A 13,389-nucleotide genomic window follows, 5' to 3' on the forward strand; every position below is an offset into this window, starting at 1 on the left:
GTGAATAGAGCCCGCGCTTGATCCCTGTTAACCGGAGAAATTCAGCGTGCGTTTGGGTTTTGCCTTGGGCATCAGCTCATTGGCCAACGCCTGCTCCAACAAACTCCCCGCCTTGTCACTATCCGCCGCGTCTGGCAGCACGGGCGGTTTGATCTTGAGCCCTGAGCCCTTGCCCGGTGAGCCGCCGGCATTGAGTCTTGCCAGCGGGCCGCTGATGGTGATGCCGCCAGGGTCGAGCTTGATAAAGCTGCCGCCGGCCTTGATGGTCAGTTCGATGCCGGCTTCGATGACCATTTTCTGCCCGGCCTTCAGATGAATCTCGCGGCCTGCCTTGGTCAGTTGCGCGGTGCCCAGTTTGATGTGCTGGTCGGTGCCTACCGTCAAGTGATCCTGCGGTTTGACTTCCACCTTGCGCTCGGCGGTGACGGTGAGGTGTTCCTCGGCCAGCAGTTCGGTGTAGCTGTTCTTTTCCACGGTGTCGTGGCGCTCGTTGCCGACGCGGATCTTCTGGTCGTGTTCGATGTTTTCGTCCCAGTCGCGTTGGGCGTGGAGGTAGATCTGCTCGGCGCCTTTGCGGTCTTCGATGCGCAATTCGTTGTAGCCACCACCGCCGGGGCTGCTTAGGGTCTTGAACACGCTGCGGGTCTTGTTCGCCGGCAGGTCGTAGGGCACCACGTGTTCGGCGTGGTACAGGCAGCCGGTGACCAGCGGCTGGTCGGGGTCGCCTTCGAGGAAGGTGACCAGCACTTCCATGCCGATACGCGGGATGGTGATGGCGCCATAGCGGTCACCGGCCCAGCTTGAGCTGACCCGTAGCCAGCAGCTTGTCTTTTCGTCGGCCTGGCCTTCACGATCCCAGAAGAATTGCACCTTCACCCGGCCATATTGGTCGCAGTGGATTTCTTCGCCGGCGGGGCCGGTGACCACGGCGGTCTGGCTGCCCAGCACCTTGGGTTTGGGGTGTTTCAGCGGCGGGCGGAAGGGCACGTCCCAGGGGGTGGCGAGGAAGCGGTTGCGGTAGCCTTGGTGAAAGTCGGTGTCGCCTGATACACCCTCTCCCCCGGCCCCTCTCCCATGAATGGGAGAGGGGAGATCGAGTACCGACTCTTCCAAGACTTGCGGCTGTTTGCCCTCGTGCCGCACTTCGGTGAGCAGCCACAGGGCGTTCCATTCGCGCTGCGGGTGTTCGGAGATCTCCAGCAGGTGGCCGCTAACCAGGCGCGGTTGGTCGCTCTTGCCTTGCAGTTGCTGGTAGTCGCTGCGGTGGCGTTCCAGGGCGCGTTTGGCCAGGTGCTTACCGCGCGTGCGGTCGGTGTAGCGGCCAGGATAGTCGTAGTCTTCGAGGGCGGGCAGGTGGTCGAGCTCGCCGGCCTTATCGCCCTGGTAGGTGGCTTCCAGCAGCAGGCGCGGTTGCTCGAAGTCGTAGTCGCGGCGCGTGGTGCGCCGGGTGCGGGTTTCCAGGCGCAGGGCCAGGCGCTTGAGCACCGGGTCGTCGGCGGTCATGCCGCTGTCCTGAACGTAGGGCGTGGGCCGGCCAAGCTTGGCGAAGGCGCTCTGGTCGTCGCCGAACACCAGCACATGGCCGCTTTCGCTGTGGCGGAAGTGGTAGTGGATGCCTTCCTCCTCGCACAGGCGCTGGACGAAGTGCAGGTCGCTCTCGTCGTACTGCACGCAGTAGTCGCGTTCCGGGTAGACGGTGGGGCCGAGCTGGAATTCGTAGCCACCCTGGACGATGCCGTGCTCTTCCAGCACCTGGGCGACGATCTGCGGCACGCTCAGATGCTGGAAGATGCGCTGGTTGATGCGGTATTCGAGCAGCTTGAGCTGCGGCACGAGGCTCAGGCGATAGCGGGTCAGGCGTTTGCCGGACTCGCCCTGCTCGGCGCGGTGGATGATGCCGTGGATGCCATCGCCATTGGGGCTGAAGGCGAGGTAGGCGCGCTGCTGCAGCAGGGCCTTGAGGTCGAGGTCGGGGCGCTCGCTGATCAGTTCCACGTCGAAGCGGTAGAGCTGGCTGACGGCCTCTCGTCCGTTGAATTCGAGCACCTGCAGGTCATGCTCGACACCCTCGATGTTCAGGCTGAAATGGGTTTCGTTGGCCGGGTTGAACATGTGCGTATCCTTTCGAGTGAGTCCGTTTTCAACTGCCTGTCATGCCTTGCCCAGCCAGCGTTGTAGACGCGAAGCCGGTGGCCGGCGAAAGGCCTCGAGCAGCGCGTTGCAATCGATCTGCCGCTGGCTTTCCTCGAAGGCCAGCGCGGTGCGCAGGGCCTGCCAGCAGTGCTGGGGCACCTGCGCCGGGCGTTGCAGGTGCTTGTCCAGTTCCATGCTCCTGGCTTGCTTGGCACTCAGGCGGCGGAACGGGTGTTGCCCGCTGGCCAGTTCCACCAGCACGCAGGCCACTGCATAGACATCGGCGGCGGCCGACAGCGCGGCGCCTTCGAGCAATTCCAGTGCGGCGTAGCGGGGCGTCCAGGCGGCGATGCGATTGCGGCACAGACGTGGCAGGCCGGGCAGCAGGCCTTCCACCGGCTGGCCCAGACCATAATCGAACAGGCGCAGGCCGTCGTCGGCCAGCATCACATTGCTGGGTTTCAGATCACCGTGCAGTACGCCCAGTTCGTGGGAGTAGGCCAGCGCGTCGAGCAGGGGAATGGCGATATCGCGCAGCTCTTCCCAGCTCAGGCCTTCGGGGCGCTCGCAGAGCAGTTGATCCAGGGTCAGGCCACGCATCAGCTCCAGGGTGATGAAGGCGCGTTCGCAGGCCGTGTCCACCTCGAAGCCGAACAGGCGCACCACGTGGCGATGGTTGAGCCGCGAGGTGAGGGCGAACTCGCTGTAGAGCAGGGCGTTGGCGTCCGGGTACTCGGCGAAGTCGTCGCTGAGGGTCTTCAGCGCCACGTAGGGTTCGGGATCGCCGAACTGTTCGCGCAGCAGGTCGCGGGCACGGTACACCGCGCCCATGCCGCCGACGCCGAGCAGGCGCTCGATCTTGTAGCGCCCGCCGAGCACGTCCGGCAGCTCGCCCGGCGCCTGGCGCGGGGTTGCGCGCTCGGCGGGCTTGGCAGCGGTGGCGGCCAGGGCGAAGTAGGTGAGGTTGCTGGCTTCGGCGGATTCGGTCATCGGCGGATCACCACGGCGCTGATGTTGTCACGGGCCGGGCCGTCGAGCGCGTGCTGGAACAGGCGCTCCACAGCCAGGTGCGGCGAAGGCAGGTTGAGGCAGGCGCCCAGCGTGTCGGCGGAAACGCCCTGGTAGAGCCCGTCGCTGCATAGCAAAAAGACATCGCCGGGCAGCACGTCGAGTTCGAGGATGTCCAGTTGCAGGGTTTCGCTGGCGCCGATGGCGCGGGTCAGGGCATGGGCCGCCGGGTGGCGCGCAGCCTCCTGCGGCGCCAGGCCCTGTTCGTCGATCAATTGCTGCACCAGGGAATGGTCGCGGCTGAGCTGATACAGACGCGCGCCACGCCAGAGGTAGCAGCGGCTGTCGCCGGCCCAGACGCAGGCGGCGCGGTCGTCCTCCAGCAGCAGGGCGACCACCGTGGTGCCGATCACTGTGTCGGTGCGTTCGGCGGTTACCGTCAGTTCCTGGCCGAGGCGGTGGTTGAGGCGATGCAGGCATTGGCGCAGGTTCACCAGGCGCTCTGCCAGGCCGCCATCGCGTGGCAACTCGGCCAAATGCTCGACCACCAGGCGGCTGGCCAGGGCACCGTTCTGGTGCCCGCCCATGCCATCGGCCACCACCCACAGGCCCTGCTCGGGCAGGGCCAGGAAGGCGTCCTCGTTGCGCGCGCGCACCTTGCCGGTGTCGGTGCGCGCGGCGCTGCGCCAGGCGTTGGCAACAGCGCTCATCAGAGCGTCGCCGGCAACTTGAAGCTGCGCAGCAGGCCGATGTCGAACGGGTTCGGCGAGCGCTGGCTGTGCAGCAGGTAGTTGGCATGCAAGCCCCCAAGGTTGGCCTTGAGGATCAGCACGTCACGGCCGCTGTGGTAGTCCACGTCCATCAGGTCGAGCAGGCGGAACAGCGACCAGGGGCCGGTGTTCTTCTCGATGCCGACGCGGCGCCCACCCAGTTCCTCGACCACCAGGCTGGTGCGATCCTCGCCGCTCGTCGCCGGCCAACGGAAGGCGGTGGCGACGATCGGGCCGTGGCGGTATTCCAGCCCCTGATTGCCGAAGCGGAAGTCGGCGCGGCTCAGGCTGGAGTCCAGCGAGTAGGGCTCGAGCTTGAACAGCACCTGTGGCTCGGCCGGGTTCTCGGCGAAGAAGCTGCGGCGGATCACCTGAGCGCGGCTCATCTGCAGGAGGAACTCGCGCGACAGCGGCAGGCCACGGCCATCGACGCGACGCAGGCGGTATTCGTCGGCACTGCCGCTGACGAAGGCACGCAGGTACTGGTCGAAGAAGCGCTCGGCGATGCCCTGGGCCTTGAAGAACTCGCGGAAGTCGGCCACCGCCACGTCGCTCTCGCTGTGCGCACTGAACGGGTAACGCTGCTTCAGCGAGTTGTCGTAGGCGGCGTACAGCTCGCTCTGGTAGCGCTGGTTGAGGAAGTGGTAGGCATCATTCAACACCAATGTCCAGCTATCCTCGGCCAGCAGTGCCAGCCAGTTGCCCACCGGCTGCGGCAAGCGTGCCGCGGCGCTGCGCACCTGGTTGATGGCGTCACGCTTGCCAGCCATGCGCGCCTTGGCCATCTCGAACGCGGCCTGGTCGCTGGCTCCGGCGTTGGCCAGGCTGGCCAGTTGCCGTTGCAGCTCGTCCAGTGCCTGCATGCCGGCTGCCAGGTCGACACCGGCACCGCCGTTGTCGTCGAGCAGCTTGTGCAGGCTCTCGAAGCGGCGCTCCAGGGTCTTGCGCGCAGTGTCCGGGGTGTTCTTGGCCAGGGCTTGCTGAGCCTGTTCGGCGGCGGCGCTGGCCAGCTTGGCAGCCTTGCCCAGCTTGCCCTTGGCGCCTTCCAGGGCATCAGCGGCGGCACCGGCATCATCGGCGGCTTCGGCCAGGCCCTTGAAGCGGGTGTTGTCGCGAATCTCCACCAGCAGTTGCAGCAACGGCGAGTTGGCAGCGGTCAGGCCATTGAGCATGGCGGCACCGCGACCGGCACTGCCGATGGGCTCCAGGCTGAGCTGGGCTATGGCTTCGCCCCAGTAGTTGCCGTAGTCGCGGAAGTACAGTTGCTCCAGCTCCACCATCAGGCGGCTGAGGTCGCCGGCGCTGAGGGTCTCGCCCTCGCCCAGCACCCAGTTGTCGCGCAGGATCTCGCGCACCAGGCTGCCACCCTGAGCGGTGAAGGTCTTGCTGTAGCCGCTCTGGGTGTAGAAGCCGGGGATGGCGTAGTCGCTGCCATTGATCAGCCCGGCTTGCGGGCCGAGCTTCTGGCTCAGGCGGTAGTCCGGCAGGCTGCGCGCCTGCTCGCGGAGCATGCGATAGACCACGTTGGCCAGCGACTCGCTGCGCAGCACCTGGCGTGCCTGGGCCACCAGTTGCGCATTGAGCGCATAGGGCGCGAACGGCTCGCTCAGCAGACGGGCGAAGTGGGTGTTCAGGCCATGCTGCGCCAGGCTGTTGCCGGTGTAACGCACCGACCAGTCGGCGGCCACCCATTCCTTGAGGAAGTCGGGGTCACGGCGTTCTTCCAGATTGAGCATCAGATAGGCGCGCAGGCTGCCGAGCAGGCGCTCGCGATCACCCAGGTTGGCGCGGATCTGCGCCTCCAGTTGCCGCGCCACGCGCGGCAGCAGGAGGTTTTCCAGCTCGGCACGGTAGGTCGAGTACACCGGCGGGTTGACCGCCTCGCCCTGGAACAGGCCGGTGCGTTGCAGGTAGGACACATCGCCCTTGGGCGGGAACACCTGAGTGGCGGCGTAGCTGCTGTCCAGCGCCTTGAGCACTTGCAGGGCATCGTCCTGCGGGTTGATCGACTCATGCTCCTGGGTGAGCGTCTGGGCGATGTCACGCAGCTCTTCCAGGCGCCCGTGGTTGGCCGAGAAGCCGGTGGCCCAGAGCACGCCGAACACGGCCAGGACGACGAAGGCGGTGGCGTACATGGCGCGCTGGCCCCAGTCGATCCGGCGTACTTCCTTCTGATCCAGGCCAGCCAGTTCCGATTCGGGGAAGATCACCCGGCTGAGCAGATGGTTGATGAAGCGCGCACGGCCCGTGCGGAAGGTGGGCAGGGCGCTGTCGGTCAGGCCGATATTGCGGCCGATGCCGGCGGTCAGCGGGTCGAGCTGTTCGTTCAGTTGCGGCGCGCTGGTCAGGTAGAAGCCGCGCAGCTTGCTGGCGCGCTGGTAGCGGTTGCCGGCGAAGGCCAGTTCGATGAACAGGCACAGGCGCTCACCGATCAGGCCGAGCTGGTGCGGGAAGTCGAGGATGCGGCCACGGCGCTGGGTGTCGCGCTCCTGGTGCATGCGCAGGATCACCTGGCTGTTGAGGCGGCGCAGCAGTTCCTCGAACTCCTGGCGTACCACGGCCACGTCGCTGGGGTTCTGCTCCTTGCGGAAGCTGGCGCCGAGCACCTGCTCGCTTTCCTCACGCGAGAGCTGGTCGAAGAACTCGTCGAAGCCCAGCACCTTGTCGGCCTTGCTCAGCACCAGGTAGACCGGCACGTCGGCACCGAGGCGCTGATGGATTTCATGCAGGCGTTGGCGGGTCTGGCGGGCCAGGGTTTCCAGCTCCACTTCGCTGCCGCCCTGCAGATACTCGACCGGGATGTTCACCAGTACGCCATTGAGCGGGCGCGCCCGGCGCTGGCGGAGCAGGCCTAGCAGGGTATTCCAGCCGCTGCTGTCGATCTGCGCGTCGGGTTGGGTGAGATAACGCCCGGCGGTGTCGATCAGCACCGCGTGGTCGGCGAAGTACCAGTCGGCGTAACGAGTGCCGGAGACGTCCTTGGTCAGGCGCTGGCTCTCGCCACGGTTGAGCGGGAAGTCCAGGCCGGAGAAGTCCAGCAGGCTGGTCTTGCCGCTGCCTTGCGGGCCGAGCAGCAGGTACCAGGGCAGGTCATTGCGCCATTTCTCGCTACGGCCACGGTACAGGCTGGAGCGCTTGAGGGTGCGCAGGGCGTCCTTGAAGCGGTGGCGCAGCTCGGCCTGCTCCTCGTTGACCTGCTCCTCGCGGCGCAGGCGCTCCTGGGCGTCGGCGTCGTTCTCGGCGGCCTTCTTGCGCGCGGTGGCACGCCAACTGGCGAAGACCATGGCCAGGCCCCAGAGCAGGAAGATCAGGCTGATGGTCAGCAGGCGGCTGGTGGCCGACTCCCAGAACTTGTAGTCGTTGACTGCCAGCAGCGGGCCGACGAACCACACCAGCAGGGCGAGCACCAGCACCAGGCACAGGCTCCAGACCCAGGTCTTGCGGAAAAAGGCGCCTAATTTGGCGAAAAAGCTCTTCATTTCACGTCATCCATGCTGACACCCGAGGCCGGGTCGAGTTGCTGATACGGCTTGAGGACGGTGTCGCGCTGCTCGCCCAGTACCCAGGCGAAGCCGGCGTACATCATCACCAGGCACATCAGGGTGAACAGGGCCACCAGCCACCAGGGCACGATGCGCACCAGGCGTCGACGGGTGTCCTTGAGGCCCTGCCAGTGCGGCGACACCTCGCGCGGCACGTCGCCACGCAACTGGCGAATCTGCCGGTAGAGGCTGTCGCGCACCGCTTCCAGTTCAAGCATGCCGCGCTGCAACACGCGGTACTTGCCCTCGAAACCGAGCGACAGGCATAGGTACATCAGCTCCAGCATCGGCAGGTGCTTGACCGGGTTGCGCGACAGGCGTTCGAGCAACTGGAAGAACTTCTCGCCGCCGAAGGTTTCGTTGTGGAAGGAGGACAGCAGGCTCATCTGCGACCACTGGCTCTCGTTGCCCCAGGGGGTGGTCACCACGGCCTCGTCGACCACGGTGCACAGCACGTAGCGTGCCGCCATCACCTGGCTGCTCTCGGCGCCATCCTGCAGGGCGCGGTGCTCGAACACCTTGATCTCGCGGGTCAGGCGCTGGTTGAGGGCGTCCAGATCCTCGCTCTCGAAGCTGTGCTTGAGGCGCACTACTTCCGAGAGCAGCGAGGAGGCCGCGGCCACCAACGGGTTGAGGCTGATGTTGAAGCTCTCCGCCGGGCGCAGGCGTGCGGCGAAGATCATGCGCTCTTCGAGCTGCTCGAATTTCGGCGGCGCGCTGAAGTCGGTCAGCGGACTTTCGGCACGGGCTTCGCCCTTGCGGTTGAGGATGACGGTCTTGTCATCCTGGCCGTATTCCATTTCCTTGGTTGTCATGGTCAGTTCCTGATCGCCCAGAATTTCAGCTCAAGCCCGGAGAACTCGCCGGACACGTGGAAGGCAAAGCCGCCGGAGCGTTCCAACTGCGCCAGCTCTTCGGAGCTGAGCTCCAAGGCGAAGTAGGTCTTGCCCGAGTGGAAGGGGATTTGCCGTGGTGCCACCGGCAGCGGTTTGACCTTGATCCCCGGCAGGTGCAGGTTGACCAGTTGGCGGATGCGCTCCACCGGGCCGACCTTGAGGTGCGCCGGCAGGCGCTGGCGCAGCTCCTCGGAGTCGCACTGGGCGCTGGCGGCGAGCACGAAGCTGGAGGTGCCGAGCAGCTTGTGGTCGTGCAGCGGCGCCACCTGGATGCCGTACTGGCGTTGCTGCAGGAGCATCTCGATGGCGTGCTGTTCGAGCACCATCGACAGCACCTGGCGGATGGCGTCCATCAGCTTGCGGAAGCTCAGGCCCTGGTCGCTGTGCAGGTAGCGGCCCTCCAGGCGCGGACGCTTGCTTTCGCTGGAGAAGGTGGCCAGCTCGCCAAGCAGGCCGACCAGCTCGCGGTAGATCTGCTCCGGGTGCACCTGCTCGACGCCCAGGTGGTGACGCAGGATCGGCTCGTAGCGGTTGATCAACTGCAGCATCATGAAGTCGCCGACCTCGGCGCCGCCCACCTTGCCGGTGGCGCGGATACGCTCGGCGAGGATGTCGCCACGGTGGGCGAGCATGCTGATCACTTCCTTGAGGCAGCTCAGCAGGTAGCCGGAGGCCTGGAAGTTGACGTAGGTGGGGCTGAATTCCGGGTCGAGGCTGATCACCCCATCCGGGGTGGTGTCGAGCACGTCGCACAGCTTGAGTTTGACGTAGGCCTGGTCGTTTTGCTGCTCGCCGAGCAGCAGGCGGAAATCCGGGCGGCCGGTGCTGACCTGGCTGACGCTGCTGTCGCCGGCGTTGCAGTCGGCAACCTCTTCGTCGAAGGCGACATAGCGGGCCAGTACGTCCTTCTGCTCCGGGCGACGGCTCTCGATGTGGTTGCCGGTGACCAGCGGCAGCGCCAGGTACACCGGGGTATTGCCGGTGTTCGGCGGCACGTCCAGGCCCAGCGGCTCGCGCTCGACGCCGAGGTCGAAGAGGCTGCCGTCGGGCAGCACACCGCTGGCCTTGCTCACCACCAGCTTGCCCATGTTGAGGAATTGCCGGTCGATCTCCAGCTCGAAGAAGCCCCAGGCATAGCTGGCCAGCTTCTGCGTACGCACCTTGAGCTGGTGATCGAGATAGCGATCGTTCTGCTGGAAGTGCTGCGGGCGCAGCAGCATGCCTTCCTGCCAGATGACTTTGTGCTGGCTCATTGTGCCTGCTCCTGCTCGTCATCGAGGTTGCGGATGCCGCGCTCGTCCAGGCTCAGATTGGCCTGATTGCGCTCCAGCGCCTCCACCGGGATGACGTAGCGCCAGCTAGCCTCCGGCAGGTCACGGTAGGCGGCCAGTACGCCGACGTAGCGGCTGCCTTCCTCCACCGTGAGCTTGAGCTCGCGGGTTTCACCCGGGCGCAGCTCCAGTTCCTCGAAGGCCACCAGGTCAGGTGCCAGGGCTTCCTTGGGGCGCTGGTAGAGGGAGAAGAAGTCGGCGTTCTCGAAGGCCACCGGGTGCTTGAGCTCCATCAGGCGTACCACGATGGGCGAGGGCCGGCCGTTGAGATCCGGGTTGAGCTGGTCGCTACCGGCCAGGCTCAGGTCCAATTTGGTCAGCTTGGAGTAGGGCGACAGCGCGGAGCAGCCGGCGAGGGTCAGCAGCGCGGCGGCGAGCGCCAGGGAAAGCAAGCGAGGCATGGGCATCATCCTTGAAGGTCGGTGTTGAGGGTGGCGATCAGGCGAACCTGCTCTTCGTAGGCACTGGCGAAGTCGCGGGCGAACAGGCGGTCGCTCCAGTCGTCGTTCTTTTCCAGCGAGGTGTGCAGGCGACGATAGGCGCGCCAGCGGCTGCCATCGGTGGCGATCAGCGGTTTGCGGCCCTCGCGCTCGAAGCGCAGGGTCAGTTGCTCGGGGGCCAGTTGTTCGAGCATGCCCTTGACCGCCGCGCGGCTGGCGGCCAGCAGCGCCACCTGATGCGCCTGCAGGTCACGGAAGCTGCGGCTGATGGCCTGCTCGGCCGGCAGTTGGCCGGCCTTGCCGCCACGCAGCAGGACGCTGAGGGTTTCGCTGGTATCCAGGCCGTGCTTGAGCGGGTTGTTGCCGGCGCTCTGCACCGTGGTCAAGGCCAGGCGCAGTTCGTTCTTCAGTTCACTGCGGGTGCGCAGGGCCTGTTGCAGGCTACCGACGCTCTGCTTGAGCAACTTGGCGGCATTCAGCGCCAGGGCCTGGCGGGCTTCTTCGTCGAGGTCGTCGAGGCGCACGCCGAGGGCATCGGCGAATTTCTCCCAGAACGTCGGCGGCAGGCGCTCGGGTTCCGGGGCAGGTTTTGGCTGCGGTGCCGGTGTCGGCATCACCAGCTCGGGCACCAGCAGGTTTTCCTCGTCGATCTGCGCATAGTCGCGCTGTTGCGCCTGGGCATTGCTGGGGCGCAGCACGGCGGTCAGGTCGTCCACCTCGGCGTAGACGCGCTCCTGTTGCTCCAGGGCGGTGATCGGGTCGAGATCGAGGAAGGCATCATCGGGGATGATGCTGCCAGCCGCCTGTGGCAGGCCGATATCGCCCTCGAACATGGCCGGGTCGCGGATCAGTCGTGCGCGTATCTCGAAATCGCCCAGGCAGTACACGCTGCCATGCTCGATACGCTGCGGGCGGCCCTTGGCCAGGCTGGCGCCGCTGTCCTTGAGGGATATGCCATTGCTGCTGGTATCGGTCAGGTAGAAGGCGCCATCGCGATAGCTCACTTCCGCGTGCCGGCTGGAGATGACCCGCTTGCGATCCGGGATCACCCAGTCGCATTCCTCGGCACGGCCAATCACGCCACCGGCCTGCTTGAAGGTCTTAGTGGTCATCAGACCTGGCACGAACTGCTGCGCGCTGACCACATCGAATACCAGTTCCATGGTGAACCTACTCCTTGCGGTCAGTGGCCGCGTTTTTCTGCTTGAGGGTCGCCCAGCGGGCGGTATTGGTCGTCGCTAAACTTGTAGTTGCCAGCGCAGCCGGCCAGGGCGATGGCCAGGGCCAGCAGGACGGCGGTTCGGTAGCGATGCTGCATGGAATGCGCTCCTTTGAGAGATGTGGAAATGAACATGTCAGATGGCCCCGTTTAACTGTTTGGCAGCAAAACGTTCAGGTGTGGGAGGACCATAGCGATTGCTCTGGCGTTGACCGGGCCAGATCAGCAGTAGCGGCCAGATCAGATTGATCAGTAGCACCCAGTAGCCGCTTCGACCCAGATCATGCAGGCGACGGACGCCAGCAGTTAGCGTGGCAACCCACCAGTAAAGGAAGGCGAAAAGAGCAAAGGAAGAGAGCACGTACTGCAGCCACATCGGATAGCTCTCGCCACTGATGGCAACGAGCAGGAAGATCGGCCAGGCACTCCACACATGGAGCAACAGATACTTGAGTCGCCCAATTCTTCCGCTGGAAATCATTGGTTCCAGCAAGAACCACGAAATACGGCCCAGGAAATGCCTCATGATCTCTCCCATCACACTTCACTCGGGCTGATCTTCAGCCGCTGCATGCGGTACAGCAGGGTGCGCCGGGGCAGGCCCAGCTCGTTGGCGGCGCTGGTCTGGTTGCCACGGTTCTTGCGCAGGCAGTCGAGCAGCAGGTTGCGCTCGAGACGATCCATGCGCTCACGCAGGCTCAGCGGCGTGGTTTCGACGTAGGGGCTCTGCTCCAGGTTGAAGTGCTCGGGCAGCAGTTCGCCGCCTTCACACAGCAGCACCGCACGTTCCACCAGGCCCTTGAGTTCGCGCACGTTGCCGGGGAAGGCATAACCGGCCAGGTGCTCAAGCGCGGCGTCGCTCCAGCGGCAGGCGTCGCGTTGCAGCAGGCTGCTGGCGGTGCTGGCGAAATGGCGGGCGAGCAGCAGGATGTCTTCGCCACGCTGGCGCAGCGGCGGTAGCTCGATGGGGAAGTTGGACAGGCGATAGAACAGGTCTTCGCGGAAGCGCCCGTCCTCGACATGCTTGCGCAGTTCCTGATGGGTGGCGGCGATGATGCGCACGTCCACCTTGTGCGTCTCGTTGCTGCCCAGTGGGCGCACTTCGCCCTCCTGCAGCACGCGCAGCAGCTTGGCCTGCAGGGTCAGCGGCATGTCGCCGATCTCGTCGAGGAACAGGGTGCCGCCGTTGGCGATGTCGAACAGGCCGGGTTTGTCGCTATCGGCGCCGGTGAAGGCACCCTTGCGGTAACCGAACAGCTCGCTTTCCAGCAGGTTCTCCGGCAGGGCCGCGCAGTTCTGCACGACGAAGGCCTTGCTGCGCCGCGAACCACAGTCGTGAATGGCGCGGGCGACCAGCTCCTTGCCGGTGCCGGTTTCGCCGGTGACCAGCACGCTGACCGTGCTGTGCAGCACTTTGCCGATCAGTTGATAGACCTGCTGGATGGCCTGGCTCTGGCCCAGCAGGCCGTAGCCGCTAGCGCAGGGCGTGGCCACATTCGGCGTGGGGAGCTCGTCGTTCGCCGGGGCACGCAGGCGTTGCAGCAATTGCAGTTGCGCCAGGGCGAAGCTGCCCAGATGGGCGAATGAGGCGACGAAACCCTGCAGCTCGCGCGGGCCATGGCTGGCCACCAGTAGCAGGCCACGGCTGTGGCCTTCGGCGTTGCTCAGCGGCAGGCACAGCAGGCTGCGCCAGGCGGTGCCCTCGGGCAGGCAGGCGATGGCGTGCAGGCTGCTGTCGAGTTCCTCGATGCACAGTGGCTGGTTCTGGCACAGGCAATACTGCAGCAGGTGCTCGCCATCGTAGTCACTGGACAGGCTGGCGGCCGTACGCGCTTGCAGCGTGCCGTCCAGCCACTCGGCGCTGAGGGTCAGGCGGGTGTTGGTGTGATCCAGCAGGTAGAGCTGGCCCAGCTCGCAGTCGGCCAGCTCGGCCGACGCGCGCACCAGCTCGGCGAGCAGGCGCTCGCTGCTGGCCGCACCGGCCAGTTCGGCGTAGCGCTGCAGCAGGGCCTCGGCGTAGCGCAGCGGCTGCGGGATTTCAGCGAACATC

The 13,389-nt window shown here is 65.7% G+C and carries 11 protein-coding genes; all 11 read right to left on the reverse strand.

Annotated elements, in window-relative coordinates; genetic code table 11:
• Positions 1-27 precede the first annotated feature (27 nt).
• The 11 genes from tssI to OU800_RS00485 are packed head-to-tail and all read right to left on the reverse strand — an operon-like array spanning position 28 to position 13,388.
• Complete coding sequence (gene tssI / locus OU800_RS00435; RefSeq protein WP_268180281.1) at positions 28-2,112, reverse strand: type VI secretion system Vgr family protein; 2,085 nt, start codon at positions 2,110-2,112, stop codon at positions 28-30.
• A gap of 39 nt (positions 2,113-2,151) precedes the next feature.
• Entirely contained in the window at positions 2,152-3,123 is a 972-nt protein-coding gene (locus OU800_RS00440) for a serine/threonine-protein kinase (protein ID WP_268180283.1), read from the reverse strand.
• Entirely contained in the window at positions 3,120-3,851 is a 732-nt protein-coding gene (locus OU800_RS00445) for a PP2C family protein-serine/threonine phosphatase (protein ID WP_268180285.1), read from the reverse strand. The genes OU800_RS00440 and OU800_RS00445 overlap by 4 nt, the downstream gene beginning before the upstream one ends.
• A complete protein-coding gene (gene tssM, locus OU800_RS00450) occupies positions 3,851-7,390 on the reverse strand; it encodes a type VI secretion system membrane subunit TssM (protein ID WP_268180288.1) in 3,540 nt (1,179 codons plus the stop codon). Before tssM ends, OU800_RS00445 begins: the two co-directional genes overlap by 1 nt.
• Positions 7,387-8,268 (reverse strand): type IVB secretion system protein IcmH/DotU, encoded by an 882-nt coding sequence (icmH, locus tag OU800_RS00455; protein ID WP_268180289.1) that lies wholly within the window; start codon positions 8,266-8,268, stop codon positions 7,387-7,389. The genes tssM and icmH overlap by 4 nt, the downstream gene beginning before the upstream one ends.
• Before the next feature lie 2 nt (positions 8,269-8,270).
• On the reverse strand, positions 8,271-9,602 hold the full coding sequence (tssK, locus tag OU800_RS00460; RefSeq protein ID WP_268180291.1) for a type VI secretion system baseplate subunit TssK: 1,332 nt from the start codon (positions 9,600-9,602) through the stop codon (positions 8,271-8,273).
• The gene (gene tssJ / locus OU800_RS00465) at positions 9,599-10,081 is read right to left on the reverse strand and encodes a type VI secretion system lipoprotein TssJ (RefSeq protein ID WP_268180293.1); all 483 of its coding nucleotides are present in this window, start codon (positions 10,079-10,081) and stop codon (positions 9,599-9,601) included. The genes tssK and tssJ overlap by 4 nt, the downstream gene beginning before the upstream one ends.
• A gap of 5 nt (positions 10,082-10,086) precedes the next feature.
• Complete coding sequence (gene tagH, locus OU800_RS00470) at positions 10,087-11,283, reverse strand: type VI secretion system-associated FHA domain protein TagH (protein ID WP_268180295.1); 1,197 nt, start codon at positions 11,281-11,283, stop codon at positions 10,087-10,089.
• A gap of 20 nt (positions 11,284-11,303) precedes the next feature.
• A complete protein-coding gene (locus tag OU800_RS00475; RefSeq protein WP_268180296.1) occupies positions 11,304-11,438 on the reverse strand; it encodes a type VI secretion protein in 135 nt (44 codons plus the stop codon).
• Positions 11,439-11,475: 37 nt separating this feature from the next.
• Positions 11,476-11,865 carry a DUF805 domain-containing protein gene (locus OU800_RS00480; protein WP_268180298.1) on the reverse strand — a complete coding sequence of 130 codons (390 nt, stop codon included), beginning with the start codon at positions 11,863-11,865 and terminating at the stop codon, positions 11,476-11,478.
• Positions 11,866-11,876: 11 nt separating this feature from the next.
• Positions 11,877-13,388, reverse strand: a complete 1,512-nt coding sequence (locus OU800_RS00485; protein ID WP_268180299.1) for a sigma-54-dependent Fis family transcriptional regulator — start codon at positions 13,386-13,388, stop codon at positions 11,877-11,879.
• Position 13,389: the final 1 nt, after the last annotated feature.

This window comes from Pseudomonas sp. GOM7 (genome assembly GCF_026723825.1).
GTDB lineage: Bacteria > Pseudomonadota > Gammaproteobacteria > Pseudomonadales > Pseudomonadaceae > Aquipseudomonas.